The sequence below is a fragment of the Anaeromicrobium sediminis genome (assembly GCF_002270055.1).
Lineage (GTDB): Bacteria > Bacillota > Clostridia > Peptostreptococcales > Thermotaleaceae > Anaeromicrobium > Anaeromicrobium sediminis.
On sequence record NZ_NIBG01000027.1, the window covers coordinates 34,991 to 59,190 of the forward strand.

Annotated in this window: 21 protein-coding genes and 1 pseudogene; 11 read left to right on the plus strand and 11 right to left on the minus strand. The window is 30.7% G+C overall.

All coding sequences use genetic code 11. The features are described 5' to 3' along the window. Positions 1-75: 75 nt before the first annotated feature. The 3 genes from CCE28_RS19370 to CCE28_RS19380 are packed head-to-tail and all read right to left on the minus strand — an operon-like array spanning position 76 to position 2,762. Positions 76-966, minus strand: coding sequence for an ABC transporter substrate-binding protein (locus CCE28_RS19370; protein WP_095135483.1), 891 nt, complete (start codon positions 964-966; stop codon positions 76-78). A gap of 12 nt (positions 967-978) precedes the next feature. Then, positions 979-1,632 carry an ABC transporter permease gene (locus CCE28_RS19375; protein WP_095135485.1) on the minus strand — a complete coding sequence of 218 codons (654 nt, stop codon included), beginning with the start codon at positions 1,630-1,632 and terminating at the stop codon, positions 979-981. 20 nt (positions 1,633-1,652) lie between these two features. Next, positions 1,653-2,762, minus strand: a complete 1,110-nt coding sequence (locus CCE28_RS19380) for an ABC transporter ATP-binding protein (protein ID WP_095135487.1) — start codon at positions 2,760-2,762, stop codon at positions 1,653-1,655. Positions 2,763-3,694: 932 nt separating this feature from the next. On the opposite strand from CCE28_RS19380, the gene CCE28_RS19385 reads away from it, so the two are divergent. Genes CCE28_RS19385 through CCE28_RS19395 form a run of 3 tightly spaced genes read left to right on the plus strand, consistent with a single transcriptional unit; the run spans position 3,695 to position 6,743 of the window. Beyond that, a complete protein-coding gene (locus CCE28_RS19385) occupies positions 3,695-4,381 on the plus strand; it encodes a DUF2225 domain-containing protein (protein WP_095135489.1) in 687 nt (228 codons plus the stop codon). Positions 4,382-4,432: 51 nt separating this feature from the next. Next, positions 4,433-5,929, plus strand: a complete 1,497-nt coding sequence (locus tag CCE28_RS19390; RefSeq protein WP_095135491.1) for a YjjI family glycine radical enzyme — start codon at positions 4,433-4,435, stop codon at positions 5,927-5,929. Then, the gene (locus tag CCE28_RS19395; protein WP_095135493.1) at positions 5,910-6,743 is read left to right on the plus strand and encodes a YjjW family glycine radical enzyme activase; all 834 of its coding nucleotides are present in this window, start codon (positions 5,910-5,912) and stop codon (positions 6,741-6,743) included. Before CCE28_RS19390 ends, CCE28_RS19395 begins: the two co-directional genes overlap by 20 nt. 191 nt (positions 6,744-6,934) lie before the next feature. Here the strand turns inward: CCE28_RS19395 and CCE28_RS19400 are convergent. Then, a pseudogene (locus CCE28_RS19400) lies at positions 6,935-7,225 on the minus strand (glutaredoxin family protein); the annotation flags it as partial. 186 nt (positions 7,226-7,411) lie between these two features. Here CCE28_RS19400 and CCE28_RS19405 point away from each other — a divergent pair. The 3 genes from CCE28_RS19405 (at position 7,412) to CCE28_RS19415 (ending at position 12,928) form a co-directional block, all read left to right on the plus strand. Then, positions 7,412-8,545: a 3D domain-containing protein gene (locus CCE28_RS19405; protein WP_095135497.1), complete on the plus strand. Its 1,134-nt coding sequence runs from the start codon at positions 7,412-7,414 to the stop codon at positions 8,543-8,545. 180 nt (positions 8,546-8,725) lie between these two features. Next, entirely contained in the window at positions 8,726-10,723 is a 1,998-nt protein-coding gene (locus CCE28_RS19410; protein ID WP_095135499.1) for a methyl-accepting chemotaxis protein, read from the plus strand. Positions 10,724-10,927: 204 nt separating this feature from the next. Continuing rightward, positions 10,928-12,928 carry a methyl-accepting chemotaxis protein gene (locus CCE28_RS19415; protein WP_095135501.1) on the plus strand — a complete coding sequence of 667 codons (2,001 nt, stop codon included), beginning with the start codon at positions 10,928-10,930 and terminating at the stop codon, positions 12,926-12,928. A 60-nt stretch (positions 12,929-12,988) separates the two neighbouring features. On the opposite strand, the gene CCE28_RS19420 is transcribed toward CCE28_RS19415, so the two are convergent. Beyond that, on the minus strand, positions 12,989-13,402 hold the full coding sequence (locus tag CCE28_RS19420; RefSeq protein WP_095135503.1) for a protease complex subunit PrcB family protein: 414 nt from the start codon (positions 13,400-13,402) through the stop codon (positions 12,989-12,991). 291 nt (positions 13,403-13,693) lie between these two features. Here CCE28_RS19420 and CCE28_RS19425 point away from each other — a divergent pair, with 291 nt between their 5' ends. The 5 genes from CCE28_RS19425 (at position 13,694) to CCE28_RS22380 (ending at position 20,777) form a co-directional block, all read left to right on the plus strand. Further along, positions 13,694-15,754, plus strand: a complete 2,061-nt coding sequence (locus CCE28_RS19425) for a YcdB/YcdC domain-containing protein (protein WP_176461927.1) — start codon at positions 13,694-13,696, stop codon at positions 15,752-15,754. Positions 15,755-16,097: 343 nt separating this feature from the next. Continuing rightward, positions 16,098-16,814 carry an ABC transporter ATP-binding protein gene (locus CCE28_RS19430; protein WP_242973033.1) on the plus strand — a complete coding sequence of 239 codons (717 nt, stop codon included), beginning with the start codon at positions 16,098-16,100 and terminating at the stop codon, positions 16,812-16,814. Continuing rightward, positions 16,799-18,775, plus strand: coding sequence for a COG1361 S-layer family protein (locus CCE28_RS19435; protein WP_095135507.1), 1,977 nt, complete (start codon positions 16,799-16,801; stop codon positions 18,773-18,775). Before CCE28_RS19430 ends, CCE28_RS19435 begins: the two co-directional genes overlap by 16 nt. Continuing rightward, positions 18,768-20,084, plus strand: a complete 1,317-nt coding sequence (locus CCE28_RS19440; protein WP_095135508.1) for an ABC transporter permease — start codon at positions 18,768-18,770, stop codon at positions 20,082-20,084. The genes CCE28_RS19435 and CCE28_RS19440 overlap by 8 nt, the downstream gene beginning before the upstream one ends. Before the next feature lie 519 nt (positions 20,085-20,603). Continuing rightward, on the plus strand, positions 20,604-20,777 hold the full coding sequence (locus tag CCE28_RS22380; protein ID WP_176461928.1) for a hypothetical protein: 174 nt from the start codon (positions 20,604-20,606) through the stop codon (positions 20,775-20,777). 85 nt (positions 20,778-20,862) lie between these two features. Here CCE28_RS22380 and CCE28_RS19445 read toward each other — a convergent pair whose 3' ends face one another. Genes CCE28_RS19445 through CCE28_RS23065 form a run of 6 tightly spaced genes read right to left on the minus strand, consistent with a single transcriptional unit; the run spans position 20,863 to position 24,195 of the window. Then, positions 20,863-22,461: a complex I subunit 5 family protein gene (locus CCE28_RS19445; RefSeq protein WP_095135510.1), complete on the minus strand. Its 1,599-nt coding sequence runs from the start codon at positions 22,459-22,461 to the stop codon at positions 20,863-20,865. A 1-nt stretch (position 22,462) separates the two neighbouring features. Beyond that, positions 22,463-22,798, minus strand: a complete 336-nt coding sequence (locus CCE28_RS19450; RefSeq protein ID WP_095135512.1) for a sodium:proton antiporter — start codon at positions 22,796-22,798, stop codon at positions 22,463-22,465. Further along, positions 22,798-23,202: an MnhB domain-containing protein gene (locus CCE28_RS19455; protein WP_095135513.1), complete on the minus strand. Its 405-nt coding sequence runs from the start codon at positions 23,200-23,202 to the stop codon at positions 22,798-22,800. Before CCE28_RS19455 ends, CCE28_RS19450 begins: the two co-directional genes overlap by 1 nt. 30 nt (positions 23,203-23,232) lie before the next feature. Next, positions 23,233-23,499, minus strand: coding sequence for a hydrogen gas-evolving membrane-bound hydrogenase subunit E (locus CCE28_RS19460; RefSeq protein WP_095135515.1), 267 nt, complete (start codon positions 23,497-23,499; stop codon positions 23,233-23,235). Then, positions 23,492-24,043 (minus strand): Na(+)/H(+) antiporter subunit B, encoded by a 552-nt coding sequence (locus tag CCE28_RS19465; RefSeq protein WP_095135517.1) that lies wholly within the window; start codon positions 24,041-24,043, stop codon positions 23,492-23,494. The genes CCE28_RS19460 and CCE28_RS19465 overlap by 8 nt, the downstream gene beginning before the upstream one ends. Continuing rightward, positions 24,040-24,195, minus strand: a complete 156-nt coding sequence (locus CCE28_RS23065) for a monovalent cation/H(+) antiporter subunit G (protein ID WP_408607050.1) — start codon at positions 24,193-24,195, stop codon at positions 24,040-24,042. Before CCE28_RS23065 ends, CCE28_RS19465 begins: the two co-directional genes overlap by 4 nt. Between the last annotated feature and the right edge of the window lie 5 nt (positions 24,196-24,200).

The following is a 24,200-nucleotide window of genomic DNA, read 5'->3' on the forward strand; positions in this document are numbered from 1 at the left end:
GAATGAACACAAAACCATCACAATTGATTAGTAAAATTATAAAAAAAGAAGGTGAATTATAATTCACCTTCATAATTAATCTATTAAACCTTGTGATTTTAACCATTCATTAGCTACGACCTTAGCGTCCTTTTTATTCAAGTCAACTTGAGCATTAAGGTCAGACATGGTCTTATCATCTAATTTACCTGCCAATTGTTCAAGGGCATCCTTTACTTCTGGATATTTTTCTAAAGTATCTTTTCTAATTACTGGTGTTGCATAGTAAGGTGGGAAGAAATTCTTATCATCTTCTAATACTGTTAAATTAAATGCAGCTATCCTGCCATCTGTAGCGAAGGCACTATTAACGTCAACTTGACCATCTCTAACGGCTGCATATGTAAGACCTGGATCCATACCCTTAGTAGATTTGAAATTCATACCATATGTTTCTTTTAATCCCATATAACCATCTTTTCTCTCTAAGAACTCTTGGGTTCCTGCTATAACTAAATCTCCAGATTTAGCTGCTAAATCTGAATAAGTTTTTATTCCTAAACTTTCTGCCTTTTCAGCTTTCATAGCTAGGGCATAAGTATTGTTAAACCCAAAAGGTTTTAACACGGCAAGACCATGATCCTTATCCATTAAGTCTTTTACCGTATTATAAACTCTGTCCGTATCCGTATCTAAATCTTGTTTCAATATACTTAAAAGAGCTGTACCTGTATATTCAGCATATATGTCTAAGTCTCCCTTTTTCATGGCTGCAAATACAACTTGAGTTCCACCTAAGAAGGGCTTAGTTACTACTTTAACATCAGTTTTAGCTTCTATTATATCCCTCATTAAATAAACTAAAATTTCTTGTTCCGTATAGTTTTTACCACCTATAACTACAGTTTTTTCTTCTTTTGTAGTTCCGCATGCAGCAAATACAGAAAGTACTAAAATTAAAACTAAAAATAAACTTAACTTTTTCATTAAATCACTCCTTTATTTTTTTAATCCCCTTGGTGTAGCATAAGATTCTAATTTCTTAAGTAAGAAATCAAAAGTCAAAGCAAGACCTGCCGCTGGAATAGCACCAGCTAATATTAATGCAGGGTTTACTGTTTGGATACCTCTAAATAGTAAATCTCCTAATCCACCAGCACCAATAAGGGCTGCAATAGTACCAACACCTATTATTAATACGGTGGATGTTCTAATACCTGCCATTATTATGGATAAAGCAAGAGGAAGCTCTACCATAAATAATACTTGCTTGGAAGTCATACCCATACCTACTCCTGCTTCAATAGATGCTGGGTTTACCTCTACTATACCTGTATATGTATTTCTTAAAATTGGGGCTAGTCCATATATGGTTAAAGCCACAATTGCAGGAACTTTTCCAATACCTAAGAAGGGTATCATAAAACCTAGGATTGCTAAACTTGGAATTGTCTGAAAAACAGATGCAAAGCCTATAACTAAATCTGAAATATTTCTTCGGCGGGTCAATAGTATACCCACTGGAACTGCAATAGATACAGAGAGAAATAGGGCAATTAAAGTTATTTGTAAATGTTGACCTAGGGCCAATAATATATCTGAAGAACGATTTTGAAACACATTAATTACTTCTATAAAAAGATTATTATTCATGAAACTCAACTCCTTTATAATTAATATCTACTAGCTAATATTTCTACTAAGCTAGAGTGAGTTATAACTCCCGTTAGAGCCTTTTCATTATTCAATACGGGAACGTATTTTATATCTGTATTTAAAAATAAATCTATGGCTTCTTCTAGGGAGTCAGCTTCTTTTATAAAAGGAATATCTGTTTTCATTACATCCTTTACCTTTAAATCTTCATTTGAAAAGTTTCTCTGAATATTCCAAACTCCTACAGAACCTAAGAATTTATTCTTTTTATCCACTACTGCTAAGCTTGTAACCTTATGGTTTCTCATAAGTTTTAAAGCTTCTGCCAAACCACGGTCAGGTTTTGTAGTTACAGCTTCTATCATAACTTCAGTAATTGGAGGAAGAGCCTTTTTACTATTTAACCTTTCCTCCCCAATAAATTCGCTTACAAATTCATTGGCAGGATGTCTTAAAATTTTTTCGGGAGTATCTAATTGAATGATTTGTCCATCCTTCATTAGGCAAATTCTATCTGCAATTTCTAATGCCTCGTCCATATCATGAGTAACAAATACAATGGTCTTTTTTATTTCCTGTTGAAGTCTAACTAATTCCTTTTGAAGTTGTTCACGACTTATAGGATCAAGGGCACTAAAGGGCTCATCCATAAGGATTACTGGTGGATCTGCTGCTAGAGCTCTTATTACTCCAACCCTCTGTTGTTGACCTCCGCTTAGTTCTGCTGGATATCTGCTCTTGTATATTTTAGGATCTAAGCCTACCATATCCAGGAGTTCATCCACTCTTTTCATATATTTTTCCTTATCCATTTTTTTTAGTTTGGGCACTAAAGCCACATTTTCAGCTATGGTCATGTGAGGTAATAATCCTATTTGTTGTATAACATAACCTATGTTTCTACGGAGTTCTACTGGATTTACTTTACTTATTTCCTTATTATCCATATAGATTTTTCCTTTGGTATGATCAATAAGTCTATTAATCATCTTCATAGTAGTAGTTTTCCCACAGCCACTAGGGCCGATTAAAACCAATAGTTCTCCTTCTTTTACGTGCAGGTTTATATTGTCTAAGGCTTTAAAGCCATCTTCATATATTTTAGTCACGTTCTCAAATCTTATCACAAAACCCCTCCTTTATAATGTTTCTATATAAAAAGTCTTCGTTGGAAGAACAATAAAATAAATTTGTGGAAAAAATAATTTCTTAAAATTATGAAAACTATTTTGGGGTATAAAAAACTATCCCTTCATCCTAAAGAGTTAAAAAGATTATATTCTATTTTTTTGCATAGAAAAAATACAAAAATTATATAAGATGTATGATTTTTATGTTCTATAAGAACCTGTCCATCTTATAGGTTTGCATAAAATAAGCTAAATATACTTTAATGTTATAAAAATCTGTATATAAATATATCCAAGGTAAAATACAAAATCATTATTAGATATGTTTAAAGAAAAGTTGTACATTGGATAATCTTAGAAAGATAAGAAATTTTTACTTAATATTTATATTCTATCATAAGAATGGGATTAGAAAAAGAGGAATGAGTGTATATAAAAGAATATTAACTATAGAAAATTTCACATAAAAACGTATCTTTACAAAATGTAACAAATTTTGATAAAATACTTTATGCACGAGGAGGAGGAAATATGGCTTTTATTATAGATTATATAAAGAGTTTATTTTTATCAAAGAATGAAAAGGAATTATCTGAATATTTATTAGTATCTAATATAATACAAACATCCATTAAAAGATAGAACAGGAGAAATCCTGTTCTATTTTTTTGCAAGAGCATCATTATTAAATATAGCATGAATATAAGTAAAAATCTATTTTTAGGAGTATATGACTAAATTTAATTTAAGTTATATAAAAAATTATAAAAGTATATAAAGGATATATTAAATAGTACATAAGTAAAAATGGGACTTGTACAAAATTCTGTAAAAATTTACAATGAAATAAGAGATTATAGATATAACTTATTGAGCATAGTTCTAAAGTATTAAATATTGCATGTGTAGAATGTAACGAGGAGATTGAAATGGCAAATAATCCCAACATATTTTATAGAGACAAAAAATGTATAAAATGTCATAGAAAATTTAAGACACCCCAGGTAAAAAGTAATGCAGTTAGGATAGACAAGAGGGATACGGACAACTGTCCTTACTATAAGTTGGACAATCCTTTGTTGTATGAGTTTTATATATGCCCTCATTGTCATATGGTTTTTACAGATCACTTTGAAGAAATAACTAAGCAAAAGGATAAAGATATTTTAGATAGGTTATTTTTTAAGATGAGAAATGTAGAAAATCTATTTGAAGAAAGAAATATAGATGACGGGTTAAGACTGGCAAAACTAGCCCTTGTTGCTGGTGAGTCTTTAAAGGAAACTAGTATTAAATTAGCCCCCATATGTCTAAGAATAGCTTGGTTTAATAGATATAAAGAGGATGTAGGGGAAGAAAGCAGGTTTTTGTCTAATGCCTATGCCCATTTTGAAAAGGCCTATAATAATTCAGACTTAAAAATAAAGGATAAATCAGTACCAGAGGATTTTGTAGTATATACTTTAGCTGAATTAAGCTATAGAATTGGCGTATATATAAACACTAAATCCTGGTTCAATCAATTGTTCAAATTTCCAAATAGAAGTAGATATGTAATGAAGGGCAGAGACAGGTGGTCAGATATAAGGCAGGAAATTACAAAGGTTAGTAAGTAAAATTAGGTGTATAATATAAGTATACACTTTTTTTATGCGGGGGTTTTTAATATGTGCTTAGATATTGTAAAAGATAAAGTATTAACCTATGAACAAAAAGTATTAGGTTTAGCAAGATGTGCAGAAAATTCATTAAATATTTTAAATATCAGTGACGAAGTGAAAAAATATAGAGAAGAAAATATAATCTGTGACTTGTATGAAGGAAATGCCCCTTATAGACCTAGATATATAGTGGTGGATTTTGAAAAGTTTATGAAAGAGGGTAGCGAGTTTTTAAGATTGAATCCTCCTAAGGATATTTGGGAGGCAGTAAACAACTTACTTATTTTTTATAAGCATATACCATCAATTACTTCTTTTCCCGTATATATAGGGAATATAGATTATTTACTAGAACCCTTTATAAAGGACGAAGAGGAAGCCTATAGAGCTATTAAAATGTTTTTAAATCATATAGATAGAACTATTACAGATTCCTTTTGTCATGCTAATATAGGTCCAAAAGATACGAAGGCGGCAAGACTTATTCTAAAGGCAGAAAGGGAACTTGAAAACAGTGTTCCCAACATAACTTTAAAATATGGAGAGGATACACCAGATGAACTTGCCCTAGAAAGTATAAAAACTGCCATGGTGGTGGCAAAACCTAGTTTGGCTAATGATGAAATGTTTAGAAAAGATTTAGGAAACTATGGTATAGCCAGTTGTTATAATGGTCTAAAGATAGGTGGAGGAGCCTATACCTTAGTAAGGTTAAATTTAGGCAGATTAGTAAATAAAGCAGAAAGCATGGACCAATTTTTTAGCTATCTATTACCACATGTGGTAGAAAATATGGTTTCTTATATAGACGAGAGAATTAGATTTTTAGTTGAAGAAAGTAATTTCTTTGAAAGCAGCTTTTTAGTAAGGGAAGGGTTCATAGATAGGGATCTTTTCACAGGCATGTTTGGAATGGTAGGATTAGCTGAATGTGTCAATGGATTATTTAAAATAGAAAAAATAGAGAGTAGATTTGGCCACTCTAAAGAAGCAGATGATTTAGGGGTTAAAATAGTAGAAACTATGGAAAACCTATTAGATAAATATAGTAATCCCTATTGTAAATGTACAGGTGGTAAACATTTATTACATGCTCAAGTTGGAATAGATTCAGATGTGGGCATATCACCAGGTTGTAGAATACCTATAGGCGAAGAACCTGAACTGTATAATCATTTAATTCAATCGGCTAAATTTCATAAGTATTTTCCATCGGGTATAGGTGATATTTTCCCCCTTGAATATACGGTAAATGAAAATCTGAAATCTGTATTAGATATTATAAAGGGATCATTTAGAAGTGGTATGAGATATATATCAATCCATTCTAGTGATTGTGATGTTATAAGAATAACTGGTTATTTAGTTAAAAAGTCAGAAATAGAAAAATTATCTAGGGGAGAACAAGTCCTAAAAGATACGGTAGTTTTAGGAAAGGGTGCAGTGAATAACCATGGCATATTAAATAGAAGGGTAAGAAGCAATGAAAGCCTTAGTAAATAAAATTATTCCCTTTAGTTTTGTAGATGGAGAAGGAAATAGATTTTCTATCTTTTTGCAAGGGTGTAATTTTGACTGTTCATACTGTCACAATCCAGAAACTATAAATCTATGTATAAGCTGTAGTTCTTGCGTAGATAAATGTCCAGTAGGGGCTTTGAAAAAAGATCAAAAAGTATTTTATGATAAAGATAAATGTATAAATTGTGATGAGTGCATTAAAGTATGTGCCCATGGAAGCACTCCTAAGGCCTCAAAATTGAGCGTGGATGAGATTGTAGAGCAAATACAAGTAGTTGGTCCATTTTTGTCTGGAATCACCATATCAGGAGGAGAGTGCACTTTACAAAGGGACTTTATAATAGAGTTGGCTAAAAAGGTGAAACCTATGGGTCTTACTGTGTTTGTGGATACTAATGGTTATCTGCCAATTTGGAAGGATAGAGAATTGTTAGATAATATAGATAAGGTTATGCTGGATGTTAAGTCTTTTAATGGTGAAGAACATGTTGCATTAACTAAAAAGGCGAATGACTCCGTATTAGAAAATTTAAAGATTCTTTTAGAGAAGAAAAAAATATATGAAGTTAGAACCGTAATAGTACCGAAATTATTAGATAATGAAAATAATGTGAAAAATATTAGCAAGATAATAAGCAATATAGATGAAAATGTAAGATATAAGCTAATAAAATATAGACCATTAGGTGTGAGAATAGATAAATTAAAAGGATCTACTCCTGAAGATGAATATATGAAAAAGTTAATGGATATGGCCAGGGTAAATGGTTGTAAGAATGTAATAAGCTCCCTATAAGGGAGCTTTAGACTGTTGACAAACTCGAATTTCTTCGTTGTTGCTTCAACCAAGAACCCTTACGTATGTCTATATACGCTGCGGTCTCTCGGTTTCAGCACGCCTCGAACTTCAAATTTGTCAAAAGGCTATCATCTTGTAGACTTTGTCTACAATCTGAAGCTCCCTATAAGGGAGCTTGTTTTATGGAATTATGTAGTTGTTTCAAATTTGTTTTCACACTTTGGACAAGTTACAGCAATTTTACCCTTATCCTTTGGGATTCTAAGTTTAGTTTCACAATTAGAACAAGGTGTTACTGTGTAATCCAGTAGAGATTCTATTTTATCCATGTCAAGTCCAACTACTACCTCATCATCAATTATGAAAGCTGGAACTCCCATTACTTTTCTTTTCATTAATTCCCGTCTAGCGTCCATATCCTTGCTAATATCTCTTTCAGTAAAATTAATGCCCCTCTCCAAGAGACTTTCCTTTGCAGGCTTGCAAAGAGGTCAGCTTGGGCTAGTAAACATAAATACTTCTTTCATAAAAATCCCCTCCTCTAATTATACTTTACCTAAAAAATACTATAAAAACTAGTCATTTGAATAAAAACATAAATTTGACATAAACCTTTTATTTGTAATAAAATTGATGTAACTGTATTATTTAAGGAGGATATTGACTTGAAATCAAAATTGAAGAGGATTATTCCGCTAATAGTTCTAATTATTTTCAGTATGACTGTAGTTGTATATGGGGAAGACCCTATAGTTGGAGTTGTAATAGACAATGAAACTACAGTGCAATTAAAAGCCAATATGAAGTCCCAAATTGTAGAAAACCTTGGTATAGGCGACAAAGTATATATAGACAAAGCAGAGGGCAAATGGTATAGGGTATCTACAGATGAAGGTAGATGGGGATTTGTTCACTCTGAAAATGTGTCTATTATAAATGAAGAAGAAGTTTTATTTGAAGATGCCACAGTGAATACAGGAAGTGTATTTGTCCTTAAGGAGCCTAATATAGACTCCAATATGATAGGAACACTAGGATTTCTAAGTAAGGTAACAGTTTTAAATAAGAAAGATGATTGGGCCTATATATCCTTAGGAGATGAGCCCATAGGATGGACAAAATATGATGATTTGATTACCACATCCTCTTATCCAGAGGGAAAGGTTACTGAGGAGCAAGTTCAAGTATTAGACAAGAATTCCACAGATGGACAAGTACTATTTAATATTTCTAAGGGAGATATAGTAAAAATAAAAGATTATGAAGACAATTACTTTAAAATAGAAATTGATGAAAAAGAAGGTTGGATACTTACAGAAGATATTAAGACTGTACATAAAGATTATATAAAGGAATCTTTTGTTGTATCCAAAGTGGAAAAAAAGAATTTAACAGCACAAGAAGTATTTAAAGAAATTATAGAAAGTAGTAGACTACTAGGAGAGGATTATACAGCTACAGCCTATGACTTATCCATAAAATCTTGTGGTAAAGCCATAGGAGCTAAATATAGAGGAATTACAAGGTCAGGTATAGATTTAAATGGTAAGCAGTGGGGAGATGCTATGGTAGTAGCAGTAGACCCAAGAGTAATACCACTTGGAAGTAAGGTGCTAGTTATGTTTGATGAATCTGATTGGAGAAAGAAATATAATGGTGTATATTTAGCTGGAGACACAGGTGGTGGAGTAAAGGGAAAGACAGTAGATTTATATTTGGGAGATATAGGTAATAAAGAAATGAAAGAAGTCAGAGATTTTGGTAGAGCCTACAAAGTTAAATTATACATTATAGATTAAATAAGCTAAACATTTTTATTATTATATTAATATAATAATAAAAAATTTAAATGGCATGGAATTCATATGTTTTATACATATTATTCCATGTCATTTTATTTCGCAATATTAAAGAAAATAATAAATTTCATATATTTTCAAAATGTGATAAAATTATGAAATGTGTGGGGGTGAATACATATGAAAAAAAGAAAAAAAATAAGAAATAGGTTAATAGCCATGCTTATGCTAATAACCTTATGTCCTTTAATGCTACTGGGTGTAATGTCATATGGAAAGTCAGAAAAAGTATTAAAGGAAAACCTAGTTCTATCTTCAAAAAATTCTATAGAAGGGATAAATGAAAGTATATCAAATTTTTTATTAAACACTGAAGAAATTATAAACATAGGTGTAGACAACAAACACTTTAAAGAACTAGCAGAGAAAAAGGAAAGAATAGAATTAAATGAAGAAATTGTTATGGAAATGTTGAAAAACATGCAGGAAAACGATGAAAATATAGTTAGTATTTATATGGGTACTAAAGATGGAGATATGTATCTTTATCCAGCAGATGATTTAACTGGATATGATCCAAGGACTAGAGGCTGGTATCAAGATGCATTAAAAAATAAAGACTTTGTCATTTGGACAGAACCATATATTGATGCAACTACAGATGAAATAGTAATAACTCCAGCAAAAGCTGTGGAATACAATGGTGAATTGGTAGGGGTTATAGGTATAGACCTAGAAATCAATAGGTTAGCAAAGGAATTATCAAAAAAGACCATAGGAAAAGATGGATATGTGTACATAACCGATAAAAACGGTATAATGATAAGCCATAGAAATGGAGAAATTGTAGGAACTGATGAAGCTACAAAATGGGCTTCCTGGAATTCTATTCAAAATAATGATAGTGATTTTATTGATTACGAGGAAGATGGTCAAAAGAATTTTGCTACTTTTGAAACAGTTGAAAGAACTAAGTGGAAGATAGTAGGTGTCTTAAGTGAAAAGGAGTTATTAGACAGTACTAATGGTATTAAAATGTTTATGGTATACATTGGAATAGGTACATTATTAGTCTGTATATTCATATCACTACATATAGCAAATGGAATATCTAAACCATTAAATACTTTAAAAGGAGTTTTTTCACAGATTTCAAAGGGTGATTTAACTGTGAGAGTAAAAACTCACAAGAATGATGAATTTGGAGAAATTGAAGATGACTTTAATCATATGGTGGAAAGCATTCAAAACTTAATAGGGGAAATGAAAGAATCCTCCCATGTAGTAATGGATTCATCTGAATCTTTAGGGAACATAACGGAAGAATCTGTACAAGCTGTAACAGAAGTAGCTAAAACCATAGAAGAAATTGCACTTGGTGCAAATGAACAAGCAATGAATACAGAAAATGGAGCTGTAAAGGTAAATGAATTAGGTACACAAATAGACTCCATAGCTAATTTAGCTAATAACATGAAAAGCATATCTAGTGAAACAGAAAAGTTAACTACAACTGGTTTAAATAAAGTAAAAATACTTACAAATAAATCTAAAGATTCCTATGAAAGCTCAGTGAAAGTAAATGAAATAGTAGGAATGGTAGATGAAAAAGCCAAAAATATTGGAGTAATAATAGATACCATATCTCAGATATCAGAACAAACTAATTTATTAGCTTTAAATGCAGCTATAGAATCAGCTAGAGCTGGTGAACATGGAAGAGGATTTTCAGTAGTAGCAGAAGAAGTGAGAAAGTTAGCAGAAGAATCTTCTAATGCAGCTAATGAAATAAGGAGTTTAATAGAATCCATTCAAAAGGAATCTAAAGATGCCGTAAATGCCATGGGTAAAGTAAGTGAAATAATAGAGGAACAAGATGCAGTAGTAGGGGAAACTAGTGAAATATTTAACAATATGTATGGTTCCATAGAAGGATTGACAAAGGCTATAGACGAGATACAAGAAAATAGTAACAATGTGGTATTAAATAAAAATCACATAGTAGAGAGTATAGGAAGTATGTCAGCATCAGCAGAAGAAACATCGGCAGCTACACAGCAGGTATCTGCCACAGTAGAAGAGCAACTAGCTTCTATGGAACAAGTATCTAGCCATTCTCAGGAACTAAAAAAACTATCTCATAAGTTAGAAGAAACAGTAGAACAATTTAAAATATAATTATTAACAAAAAGAGGATCATTAGATATAATGATCCTCTTTTCACTTTATATACAAGTGCGTATAATTCTGCCTTGTCACGGCAAGATAGGACTAAAGACCTAAAAAAACAAAAAATTACAAAAAAATACACTATTCGCTACAAAGTAGTTAAAAAAATGGTAAACTTTACTTATATACTTTGTGGAGGTGGATGTAGGAGATATGAAGAAAAGAGGGAAGGTAAAAAATCGATTAATTGTTATACTTATGATTATGGCAATTGTACCTTTACTTGCATTAGGGTTCTTAACCTATGGCAAAACGGAAGATGTTTTAGAGAATAACCTTACGTTATCATCTAAATATGCCATTGAAGCTGTAAATGAACAAATAAACATGTATTTAGATAATATTGAAAGTGAAGTAATGATTATTTCTAACGATGAAGTATTCTATGAACTAGCAGACAATGATAACCCTGGTGTGGAAGGTGAAACTCGTGTGAGAAATGTGTTAGATAATATTAAGCAAAGTGATAAAGATTTAATGTTTTTATACCTAGGAACTAAAAATGGGGATATGTATATGGAACCAAATGACCAATTATCAGATGGTTATGATCCTAGGATGAGACCTTGGTATAAGGATGCAGTAAGTAATAAAGGGAAAATAGTTTGGACAGAACCATATATTGATGATACAACTGGAGAAACCGTAATAACCTGTACTAAAGCATTAGAAAAAGATGGTCAAGTAATTGGAGTTGTGGGAATAGATTTAAATTTAAAAACTCTATCTGAAAATGTTGCCAAAAAGACTATAGGGAAAGATGGATATATATACATAACAGATAAAGATGGTATTATGATAAGTCATAAGAAGAAAGAGTTAATAGGAAAAGATGACGCCACTAAATTAACATGTTGGGATAATATAAAAAGTAATAAAAGTGATTTCATTAGGTATGAATTCCAAGGAGCAGATAAGTTTGCAGCCTTCACAACTAACGAAAAAATGGGATGGAAGATTATTGGTGCTCTTAATGAGGATGAATTAGTATCGGACACAGCAGCCATTAAGACGTTTATATTAATTATTATTGCTATAACCTTATTATTAGCCATTGGAGTGTCTTTAATGATTGCTAGTGGTATTTCTAAACCACTAAATTCTTTAAAGAAGACGATTAGTCAAGTGGCAGCAGGAGATTTAAGGGTTAAAGCGCAAACTAATAGAAATGATGAATTTGGTGAAATTGAAGATGCCGTTAATGACATGATTGAAAATATTAGGGATTTAATAAAAGGAACTCAAGAATCGTCTAAGGTAGTATTAGAATCTTCTATGGCGTTAGGTACCATAACTAATGAAACTACAGTGGCAGCAACAGAAGTGGCAAGAACCATAGAAGAAATAGCTACTGGAGCGAATGAACAGGCTAAAGATACGGAAAATGGAGTTATAAAGATAAATGAATTAGCAGAAGAAATAGACATGATAGGCCAATCTACAGCTACCATGAAAGATATATCTAATGAGACTGGTTCATTAACTGTGGAAGGTTTAAACAAAGTTAAAGAATTAACTCAAAAATCAAAAGAAACCTATGATGCAACTGTGAAAGTAAATGATGTGGTTGAAATGGTAGATGAAAAGGCTAAAAATATAGGGATGATAACAGAGGCCATATCTCAAATTGCAGAACAAACTAATTTACTTGCATTAAATGCAGCTATAGAATCGGCTAGAGCTGGAGAACATGGTAGAGGATTCTCTGTAGTTGCAGAAGAAGTGAGAAAATTAGCAGAAGAATCATCTAATGCGGCTAATGAAATTAGGGATTTAATAGGAGCTATACAAAAGGAGTCCAAATATGCAGTAGAAGCCGTGGGAAAAGTAAATGAGATTATGAAGGAACAAGACGTGGCTGTAGAAGAAACTAATAGCATATTTAATCAAATGTCTAAGTCTATAGAAAATCTCATAGGTAGAATAGAAGATGTAAGGGAGAATGGAAACGCTGTAGGGGCTAACAAGGACGCCATAGTTAATGTAATAGAAAATATATCAGCGGCTTCAGAACAAACATCTGCATCTACTCAAGAAGTATCTGCTACTACGGAAGAACAATTGGCATCTATGGAACAAGTGTCTTCCCATGCAGAGGACTTAAAGGAATTAGCTCATAAATTAGAAGATGAAGTAAATAAATTTAAAATATAGGATTAAAATAAAAATAAAAGGGATGATTATTGAAGTTTCAATAATCATCCCTTAAGTTTTTTAAAATTTTATAGCACGTTGAAATTCAGGTTTTCCTTTTAATTTTGCTACTAAAAATGGATTATCTAGTGCAGTAGTAACCACACTGTCCTTTGGTGGTTCTATTATGGAGTAATCCACATATAAATAGTCATCATCACTATATAAGTCCTTCAAATGGATATTATATCCCACCGTATTTTGCGTACTACCTACTATTAATAGATAAGTTTGTCCATTTATGACTTCAGAATATAAACCTTCTTTATCCTTATTATTAAGTATCCATTTGGATAATTGTTCTTCATTAGATAACTTTTCCATTTTCAATTGTGTATAAGCTAGAGGATTATTTTTAGATTTGTCTTTAAAACAACCAAATACTAATACGGTAGATAGAAGTATTAAACCTATAATTAACAATGTTTTTTTCATAATAAAGTACCCCCCTATACTGCGTCTTCATATGTTAGACTTATTATAACTTAAAAAGTTCCTGGAAAAACTTAAAAATAGATTAAAATTATGTTATAGAAATATTACTAAATTATTTACCCAATAATTAAAATGTTAAAATTAAATATTGGAATTGTTGGGTAAATAATTTAAAAAAAACATAATTTTAAAAAATGGAACATTATTTATATAATATACGTCATAAATATGTGGAAAGTATTAAAGAACAATGATAGTTATGTGAAGAAATTATAAGAAGGGGCGATGAAAATGAAGGGGAAAATATGTAAGATTTTAGTATTAATACTTTTATTTACTAGTATTGGTACTACCATGGCATTTGGTCAAGATATGGGCTTAGAAGAAGCAATACATAAAGCTAAAGAAAAAGTGAATATACCAAATCAGTACGAGAAATTTAACTACAATGTGTACACCATAAGTGATAAAAAAATATGGGGAATGAATTGGGTCAATGAAAAAACTAATGAATCTATTCATGTATCCGTTAATGAAGATGGGGATATGGTGTCATATAGATATTACGATGGAAAGTACAACAAAGAAAATAAAATACCTAGATATAGTAAGGATGAGGCCATAAAAGAGGCTAAGGATTTCATAAAAGAAATGGATCCTAACTTATTAGATGAAGTGAAATATGAGTATGACAAAAAAGAAAAATTACCAGTTAGAAAATATAGTATGTTTTTCTATAGAGTAATAGATGATATTCCTTTTTATGAAAATGGCATAGAAGTAAGTGTAGATTCAGATACGGGTAAAGTAATTAGTTACAACAAAATGTGGGATACTATGAAATTCCCTAGCAATAAAAATATTATTAGTGAAGATAAGGCTAAGGAAATATTTAAAAAAGATCTAGGGTTAGAGCTAGTTTATAAATTTAAGTATGAAGAAGATGTGGTAAAACCTTATTTAGCATATGTACTTAAGTATGATAGACAAAATAGCATAGATGCTAATACGGGTAAAGTAGTAAAAGCTGATTATTACTACATTGATTATCCAAGATATGGAAATGTTACTATGAAAGAAGATAAGGCAGCCGTACGTTCCCTATCTCCAGAAGAGCAAAAGGCTGTAGATTCTTCAAAGGATATAATGAGCAAGGAAAAGGCAGAAAAAATAGCTAGAAGTATAGACGAATTAAATATAGGAAGTGAATATAAATTAGAAAATGCAAACATATATAAAGTTTATCCACAAAATGAAAGATTCAAGTGGGAGTTATACTTTAAAAAAGAAGAAGATAAAAAATATGACTATGTAAATGTGAGTTTAGATGCCAAGGATGGAAAGGTATTAAGTTTTTATAAAGGTAGAGAATACACTAATGAAAAGGGTAAATATGAAAAAGAAGAAGCTAAAAAGATGGTGGAGAAATTCTTAGAAAAGTTTTCTATAGATTATAAGAACACTGCTTATAAGGAGTATGATGAAGTATCATATGAAAACATAGAAATGCCTGGTCACTATACTTTTACATACAGAAGATTAGTAAATAATATTCCTGTAAGAGATAATTTCATAAGAGTTACCTTTAACAATGTAACGGGAGAAATTCAGTCATATAATTTAAATTGGTTTGATGTAAAATTCCCAACAGGAAATACCATATCTCTAGATGAGGCATATGATATTATGTTTAAAGAAATGGGTATGGAACTGAATTTTAGAAGAAGATATGAAAAACCTAAATTAATGCCTGCTAATAAAAACTGTAATGTGGCCTTAGTATATTCTATAAAAGGTCATTATCCAGTTATATATGATGGTATAACAGGCAAATTATTAGACTATAATGGTAAACCTATAATAATAGAAAATGAAGAAAATAGTAAAACAATAAGTGGGCATAAATATGAAAAAGAAATGAATGGGTTAAGTGAATACGGTATATTATCCATTGAAGAAGGATTTAATCCGGATAGTAAAATACTTCAAAAGGATTTTTTAAAGTTAACATTAAACGCTGTGGGACAATATTATAAGAAAGATGATATGGATGAAATGTACAGAGTGTTAATGAATAAGAACATTATTAAAGAAGAAGAAAAAAATCCAGAAGGTATGGTAACAGAACAAGAAGCAGCCAAGTTTATAGTAAGGGCTTTAGGCTATGAGGAGATAGCTAAATTAGGAGATATATTTAAGTATCCATATAATCCTAATGCAGTAGATGAAGAATATATTGGATATATTACTATAGCTAACAAGTTAAGCATTATTAAGGATGAATTTAAGCCTAATAGTGATTTAACAAATGGAAGATCAGCTTATATGATATACAACTATTTAACAAGATAGATTAGATACGCAGCCTTTGGCTGCGTATTTTTTATCCCTAAGGAAATTATAATACCATGAAATTTGTGGATAAAAAATTAAGGGGGTTGTAGGGGAAGGATTCCCCTGCCTCTTTAAAGGAGGGTGCTCAGCAACTTCAGTTGCGTCGAAGGGAACCATAGGGTTCCATAGCGAAGCATACGAAGTATGTATTTTTTATGTCTATATATGTAAGAATTTCTTACATATTAGTAACAATTAAGTTTATTTTAAGGTAAATATGATATTATTTATATGTTAATTTAAGGTTAATTATCTTCCAGAGGGTGTTGGTATAATATAGTTTGAAAGTTAAAGTTGAGGGGTGGTATTTATTAATGCTATAGATATTAAAAACGTTAGGAAAGTTTTTCGAGTTGGAGAAGAAAAAGTTGTGGCCTTAGATGATGTGTCATTGGAGGTTAAAGCTGGGGAAGTATGTTGTTTATTAGGTACATCCGGGTCAGGTAAGTCTACTTTGTTAAATATGATGGCGGGCTTGGAAAAGCCTACTAAGGGTATTATTAGTATAGCAGGTCGTAGAGTTGATAAAATGACGGAAGAGCAATTGGCTATCTTTAGGCAAAAGGAAATAGGATTCGTATTCCAATCATATAATTTACTTACTTCTCTTACGGCCCTTGAAAATGTGAGCTTGCCTTTGACTTTTAGAGGGTTTAGTAAAAAGGTAAGGGAAAAGCATGGGAAGGAAATATTAAGGGCAGTAGGACTTGAGAAGTATGTAACCCATAAGCCAACTCAGATGAGTGGAGGACAGCAACAAAGGGTTGGAATCGCTCGCGCTTTTGTAAGTAAACCTCCTATAGTTTTTGCTGATGAGCCAACGGGAAACCTAGATTCTAGGACTACTGAGGAAGTTATGAACTTAATATTAAAAATAGCTAAGGACAATAATCAAACATTGATTATTGTAACCCATGATAGAAGTATTGCAGAATATGCAGATAAGGTTGTCTATATATTAGATGGAAATATACAAAAGATAGAAACTAGGGAGGAAAGAGAATGTACAGAAGAATAAGTGCGTTAGTAGTATTACTACTAGTGCTAGTTAGTGTTAATACTACTGTTTTTGCCTATGAAACTAGTAGTTCACCAAGAATAGTTATAGGAAGGAAAATGGATACGCCTGTATTTAATGCAGGAGAAGAGGTAAGATTAGCCATTCCTTTGGATAATGATTCTACCATGAAGGCTCGTCACATAATAATGTATCCAGTTATAGAAGATCCAAATGAATTTCCCTTTGAAATAGATAAGGCTACTATTAAAAGAAGTGTAGGATCTATTAGTGGACAGTCTAGTGAAAAAGTTCCATTTTATTTCAAGGTGAAAGAAAATGCCCAAGATAAGGTCTATACAATAAATTTTAAAGTAGATTATGAAACAGAAAATGGAAGTTCTAATAGTGATTCTCAAAATCTTTATATAAGAATTACTAATGATAAGGTACAGCCTAATATTAAGATAGCAGATGTGAAACTTCCAGGTAAAGAAATACCATCAGGAAAAGTAAGTAGAATAGAATTAGATTTAAACAATAAATCTGATCTAGATATTAAGGATTTAGAAGTGAAAATTACAGGTTTTGATAACAAGATAACATTATCTGATTATGTGGATACTCAGAGAGTAGAGAGCATAAAAGCTAAAGAATATGCAAAAGTAAAATACAATATAAAAGTAGATTCAGAAGTTGAATCGGGAACTTATAGTTTAACTTTGGAAATGAAATATAAGGATAAATACGATAAAGAGTATGAACAAAAACAAAACATATATCTACCCGTATCAGGAGAAGACGACCAGGAATTGAATTTAGCTTTAGAAAATATATCTAGCCCTAAGGAAGTTTCTCCGAATGAGGACTTTAGTTTAAGTTTTAACTTAAAAAACAACAGTCCTTATGATGCAAAATCTGTGAAAGTAACAGTGGATGCAGGAGAAAGCATATTACCAAAGTCATCATCTATTAAAAGTGTAGGTACTTTAGGTGCAGGAAAAGGACAGTCACTAGAGTTTGTGTTATTTCCTAAGGATGGAGCAGAATCTAAGAACTACCCAGTTAAAGTAAGTGTAGAATATAAGATATCAGGAGAAAAAACTCAGACATTTGAACAATACGTGGGAATTTTTGTAGATGATAAGGGTGTGAGCCAAAATCCTAAAATAATAATAGACAATTATAATTATGGAAATGACTTTATAAAAGCTGGAGAAGAGTTTAATTTAGATTTATCTTTCTTTAATACAAATTCCGCTAAGACAGTTAAGAATATAAAGGTAACATTAAAGCCAGAAGGAGGAATATTCTCCCCGGTAGGAAGTAGTAACTCCTTCTTTATAGAAAACATAGGAAGTAAAAGCAGAGCTTCCAAGACAATGAAGTTAAAGACAAAACCTGATGCAAAATATCAGGACTATAATATAGTTGTAAGTATGGAGTATGAAGATGGGTCAGGAAGTAAGTATACAGCTGAAGAGACTATAGGGGTACCAGTAATTCAAGACTCAAGACTAGTAGTATCTGATGTGGAATTACCAGATGAGGTATTTGCAAATACACCAACAAATATATCTGTAGATTTTTATAACATGGGAAGATCTCAAATTAGGAACCTTATAATAAATACAAAGGGTGACTTTAGAATCAAAAATGGAACACTATATGTGGGAAATTTAGAGGCTGGAAGTGACAACTATTATGATGCTACTATTATTCCTGAAAAGGAAGGAGGAGCAAAGGGTGCTGTAACATTTGAATTTGATGATGAGGTTGGAAATCATCAGATAATAGAAAAGGAAATAAGTATAAATGCCCAAAAGGAACCAGAAATAGAAATGCCTGAAATGCCTGAACCGGAGGAAAAAGATTCTTCTAAAATGAAGTGGATTGTAGGTCTTGTAATTTTAGGAGTAGGAGGATTCTTATTCTATAAAAAGCGTAAAAAGAAAACAGAGGAAGTGGGTATAGATGAATAGTTTAGACCTCTTTAAAATGGCATTTAATAACTTATGGAGAAAGAAGACCAGGACTTTTTTAACCGTACTAGGTGTAGTTATAGGAACTACTTCTATAGTAGTAATGGTATCTCTAGGAATAGCCATAGATACGGAATTTAAAAAAAGTATGGGACAAATGGGAGATTTAACAGTTATAGAAGTTAATGCTGATGGATATAGGCCGATGAATGAAGTTAATAGTAGAGACAAGAAAGATGTTAAACTAGATGATACGGCCATAGCTACTTTTAAGAAAATAGATGGAGTAGAAGCTGTAACTCCTGAGAAAAGAATGTATATGAGAATTGGAGTAGGAAAATATATAGCTGATATGAGTGTTGTGGGAATAGATCCAAGTGTTATGAAAGAATTCGGCTTTAAAGCGGAAGAGGGAAGGTTATTAGCTTCAGGAGATAAGAAAGTTTTAGTATTCGGTAAAGATACTTTAAATTATTTTAGAAATCCTAGAGTTAGAAATGAAGAAGAACCTCCCACTGTAGATGTACTAGGAAATAAATTAACATTAACATCAGATAGATACTTTGGAGAAAGAAATGCAAAACCTCCTTCGGATTACAAAGCTCCTAAGCATTATATGGCTAAGGGAGTAGGTGTATTAGAAGAAGGTGGTAGGAATGGTTACAGGGCTTACATGAGCATAGAAGAGTTATTAAAAATAGAAGAAGAAGACGAAAAAATAAGAAAAGACTCATCAAACAGAAGAAGAAATAAAGATGAAAATAAATATGAAACTATAAAGGTTAAAGTTAAAGATGTGGAAAGTGTAGAAGGTGTAGCAGAGATTATAAAGAATATGGGATATGAGACTTTTAGTTTAACGGATATGGTAAATAATATGAAGGAAACAACTCAAAAGATAGGGTTAATACTAGGGGGTATAGGCGGTATAAGTTTACTAGTAGCCGCTATTGGTATTACAAATACTATGATAATGAGTATATATGAAAGAACTAGAGAAATAGGTGTAATGAAAGTAATAGGAGCTAAGCTTTCTGATATTAAAAAATTGTTCCTAATAGAGGCTGGTATGATAGGTCTTACAGGGGGATTAGCAGGATTGACTTTCAGTTATTTAGTATCTTTTATATTGAATAAGGTGGCAGGAGGAATGATGGGTGGTGGATCTGATACAAAGATTTCTGTCATATCTATAGAACTAGCCCTAGGAGCCTTAGTATTTTCTTTTATCATAGGAGTTGTGGCAGGATATTTACCTGCAAGACGTGCCATGAACTTAAGTGCTCTTAAAGCAATTAAAAATGAATAAATTATTTTAAAGGCCACTAATTATAGTGGTCTTTTTATTGGAAATAATACATAAGTATTACTACATTACCACTTATTTACAAAAACATTACGGAGTTATGAAATGGGTTGTAATTTTTGGAATTAATGTATATTATATGTATAGATTAAAATAAATTATTAAATTATAAGAAAAGGAGGTCGTGTAAATGTTAAATATTAAATCAGTAACATGTGTGGATAGAGATACGTTACAAGTAAAAAAAATAATTGCACGACTTAGGATCTTTAATGGAAATAGAAGTATTTAAATACATTTATTGTATTTTTTATATATGTTATTAAAGCCATAAGTTGTGCACCTGCAACTTATGGCTTTTTTATATACCATTTCATGAAATAGGTAAATTATTAGTTAAAAGCCATGGGATTATCCTAGGGCTTTTTTGTTTTTTAAGGAGGTAGATAAGGATGATTAAATTCTAGTCTTCAAGTAATGTTTAGTTAAAAGAGGAGAACTTATTTCATAGGAGGGATAGAAATGACTTTTTGTTTAAGAATAGGAAGAGTTAAAATTAATGTTGATTTAGAGAAAAAAGATGATAATCTTTTAATAGAAGAGAAGAATATATTACAAAATGAAAAAATAAACGAAGTTTTAGAAGAAAGAAGAAACATAGAAGAAAAGCACAATTTAAATAATTATTATTACTAAAATAGCGAAAGGGTTATTAGATATTTAATAACCCTTTCGTTAAATTATAACCTTTATTATTTCGCATTTATTCATATTTTAATTTTTAAGACACTAATTTACTATAAAAAATCATAATACATATAAAAGTCACCAGCATAACATTTGTTGTTTCAAAGGAAACATTAAAATGTCTAATCTTTTTTATTATTTTATAATCCTTGGCAATAAAATTTTTATAAATTATATAACCTATTCCCATAGTCATTATATAATTTAACAACTTATCAAAACTCATTATATTAATATGTGAAAGGTCTATATCAAAGATTTCTCTAGTTAACGGAATAAAGAAGTTTCCAAGAATAATACACATGATGGACAATAAAAACATGGATATGTTGCTTCCAGCATGTCTACTTCTCTCTATAGTAGATTCTCCAAAAAATATTTGAGACATTTTTATAAATGATACACTTGTACCTAGATTTACAATAAATAACATTATAAATTTCAGATTATTGTCTGCAACACCATGTTTTATTATTGTTTTACTTACGAAGCCGTTAAAAAATGGTGAGCCAGTTATAGAAAGCATACCCACAATCATAAATAAAGATGTAAATGGTAAGTTTTTAAATACCCCCCTTATTTCCGTAATTCTTCTTACTCTATAATTATTAATTATAATTCCAGCTCCCATAAATAATAGGGATTTAAACATTGCATGATTGAAAATGTGCATTACACCGCCAACATAAGTTTTTCCATCCATACTACTAAGTCCCATCAAAATTATTCCTATCTGTGATATAGTATGAAAAGCTAAAATCTGCTTAATATCTTTCTGACTTAATGCGAATATAATTCCAGATATGGCTGTGAAAAAACCAAATAAAAAGAATAGATTATAAAAAATTTCTAATTTGAACATTTGATTCATTCTTATAAATATATATAAACCACTTTTAACTAATAAGCCAGAAAGTAAGGCTGATATGGAAGCGGGTGCAGCTCCATGAGCTTTAGGTAGCCAATTGTATACTGGGAAAAAGGCTGATTTAACTCCTATAGCAGCTATTATAAAAATATATGATATTTTTATAATAGAAAAATTTTTTATAGGATATATTTTTTCAGATATTATATCCATATTTAATGTTCCAGATACAACATATAATAATATTAAACCTAATAAATAAAAGATCATGCCTGTACTATTAAATAATAGGTAGTATAGTCCTGCGCGTACAGAATAGCCATCCTTTTTATATATTATAAGAATAGTAGAAATTATGGTAGTTATCTCAATGAAGATAAATAGATTAAATAAGTCATTGCTTTGAAGTAATCCTAAAAAGGTCCCCTCGAGGAACATTAAGAAAAATAGAAACTTAGAATCCTTCTTTCTTTTATCCCAGCAATAAATTAATATCATCCACCATATAAATATTGAAAGAAAAATAAATGAAATAGATAGTTTATCATTTTTTAGACATATTCCGATTGTTTTATCCCAGCCACCAAGTAATAAGACATTATTCACAATAAACTTATTAAAAGCATGATAATATGAAATGGCTAGAATAGTGATTATTGATTGGGATATGAAAACTAAGTAGTTAAAATATTTATTGTTTATTAGATAAATAAACATTGCGGTAATTATAGGAATAAATATTAGATAAACCGGTATAAACTTCATACTAACCTTTCCTCTCTATCAATTCTTTCCAATTTAAAGTACCATAATAATGAAATATTTTTATACTTAACATAAGAGATAGGGCAGTAATAGAAGCTCCTATTACTATGGTTGTAATCATTAAGGCTTGGGGAAGGGGATCTACCATAACCTTTGTTTCTTCAGAAAGTATGGGAATAAAACCATTCTCAACATGGCCAAAATTTAAAAATAATAATATCACTGCCGTTTGGATTATGTTTATGCAGATTATGGATTTAATCATATTCTTACTAGTAGCAAGACCGTATACGCCTATTAATACAACAATAAATTGTAATATTAAATCAACTTTCACTATCTTCCCTCCTCAATAAAGATTGAAAATATAGCTACAAGACCTGTGGCCACCTTAATTCCAATAAAAAAATTTAATATTACTAAAAATATTTTCTTTAAATTCATATCACTATTGACTGGTAAAAAATTAGTGAAATATTCTCCGCGTGTAAAAAAGCTTGCAATAACAATTATTAATATTCCAATAAATAAATACTTTTCAAATTTAACTAATAGATTTAAATTTGCTAGTTTTTCATTATCTATAAGAGAGGTTGTAAGTATAGCAGTAGCTAATATAGCACCACCTTGAAAACCTCCCCCAGGTGATAAGTGTCCATTTATTATAATATAAAATCCAAATAAAAGCATAAATGGAAATAACAATCTACATATACAAACCAGAATTTGTGAAAATTTCATCCTATCAAATCCTTCCTTTTAAAGGTATTGTCAAAGAACTTCATCTTCTCTTTTAGACATAAATAGTATTCCGGCTACAGTTATAAGTAAAATACTAGCTTCAAATATTGAGTCGAAGAGTCTGTAATCTAAATAGATGCCAGTTACTATATTTTTTGAACCTGTTTCTTGGTAGGTGTTTTTTAAATAATATTCCTTGCTATCATAGCTTCTATGTTCTTTAGAGTCAAAAACAGCAGAGGAAAAAGAAATTAACAATACTAGCAACATGCCGATTAAAAGAAAGTTTTTAATCATATGTCTCACCTTCTCTTACTTTAAGGACAACTACCCTATCATATTTTTCAGTTATCTGCTCTAGTTTGTTCATTAGAATGCTAGACTCTTTTCCTTTGATTAAATAATTTTCAGTATTAGGACATTTATCTATTATTAAATCAACATCTCTCTGTCGGAAAATTCCATAGAGCTTTCCAATATCATTACTATAAATTGATAGCTTTAAGCCATAGTAATTAGTAAAATCTTCTAAAATCCTATAACCCACTCCTTTTATCAATCCGCAATTTCTTAAAAAATCGTCATCCACATGGCTAATAACAACAAATTCTCTTTGTTTAGAAATTGAAATAATAAATATTAGAGGAATAATAGCACTTCCAATAGCAACTTCGGCTAATGCTACATCAGGAGATTTGTATAGGTAATAAAGACTAGCTGAAATTAATGAAAAAGCTGAGAAAAAAACAATCAGTTTAAGATTATCTTTACTTATAATAATAGTTATTGAAATTAATATTAGAAGCATACTCAATAAATTCACTATATTCATCATATTCATTTTTCATTATCTCCCTTTATTTGAATTCCATTAAAATATGCAGATCTAACGATAATATGATTACTTATTGGGCTAGTCATCATTATAAAAATTAGAATTAGAAATAATCTTGTTGAAAATAAATTGAATCCAGATTTAATAATTAAAGCTATTAATA

Bases quoted from the DNA above. Each gene is read 5' to 3' on its own strand.
- CCE28_RS19460 (WP_095135515.1), bottom strand. From the start codon at position 23,499: ATGATTAAAAACTTTCTTTTAATCGGCATGTTGCTAGTATTGTTAATT.
- CCE28_RS19445 (WP_095135510.1), bottom strand. From the start codon at position 22,461: ATGAAGTTTATACCGGTTTATCTAATATTTATTCCTATAATTACCGCA.
- CCE28_RS19370 (WP_095135483.1), bottom strand. From the start codon at position 966: ATGAAAAAGTTAAGTTTATTTTTAGTTTTAATTTTAGTACTTTCTGTA.
- CCE28_RS19375 (WP_095135485.1), bottom strand. From the start codon at position 1,632: ATGAATAATAATCTTTTTATAGAAGTAATTAATGTGTTTCAAAATCGT.
- CCE28_RS22380 (WP_176461928.1), top strand. From the start codon at position 20,604: ATGACTTTTTGTTTAAGAATAGGAAGAGTTAAAATTAATGTTGATTTA.
- CCE28_RS19395 (WP_095135493.1), top strand. From the start codon at position 5,910: ATGAAAGCCTTAGTAAATAAAATTATTCCCTTTAGTTTTGTAGATGGA.
- CCE28_RS19385 (WP_095135489.1), top strand. From the start codon at position 3,695: ATGGCAAATAATCCCAACATATTTTATAGAGACAAAAAATGTATAAAA.
- CCE28_RS19455 (WP_095135513.1), bottom strand. From the start codon at position 23,202: ATGAAATTTTCACAAATTCTGGTTTGTATATGTAGATTGTTATTTCCA.
- CCE28_RS19425 (WP_176461927.1), top strand. From the start codon at position 13,694: ATGAAGGGGAAAATATGTAAGATTTTAGTATTAATACTTTTATTTACT.
- CCE28_RS19440 (WP_095135508.1), top strand. From the start codon at position 18,768: ATGAATAGTTTAGACCTCTTTAAAATGGCATTTAATAACTTATGGAGA.
- CCE28_RS19435 (WP_095135507.1), top strand. From the start codon at position 16,799: ATGTACAGAAGAATAAGTGCGTTAGTAGTATTACTACTAGTGCTAGTT.
- CCE28_RS19390 (WP_095135491.1), top strand. From the start codon at position 4,433: ATGTGCTTAGATATTGTAAAAGATAAAGTATTAACCTATGAACAAAAA.
- CCE28_RS19465 (WP_095135517.1), bottom strand. From the start codon at position 24,043: ATGAATATGATGAATATAGTGAATTTATTGAGTATGCTTCTAATATTA.
- CCE28_RS19420 (WP_095135503.1), bottom strand. From the start codon at position 13,402: ATGAAAAAAACATTGTTAATTATAGGTTTAATACTTCTATCTACCGTA.
- CCE28_RS19415 (WP_095135501.1), top strand. From the start codon at position 10,928: ATGAAGAAAAGAGGGAAGGTAAAAAATCGATTAATTGTTATACTTATG.
- CCE28_RS19410 (WP_095135499.1), top strand. From the start codon at position 8,726: ATGAAAAAAAGAAAAAAAATAAGAAATAGGTTAATAGCCATGCTTATG.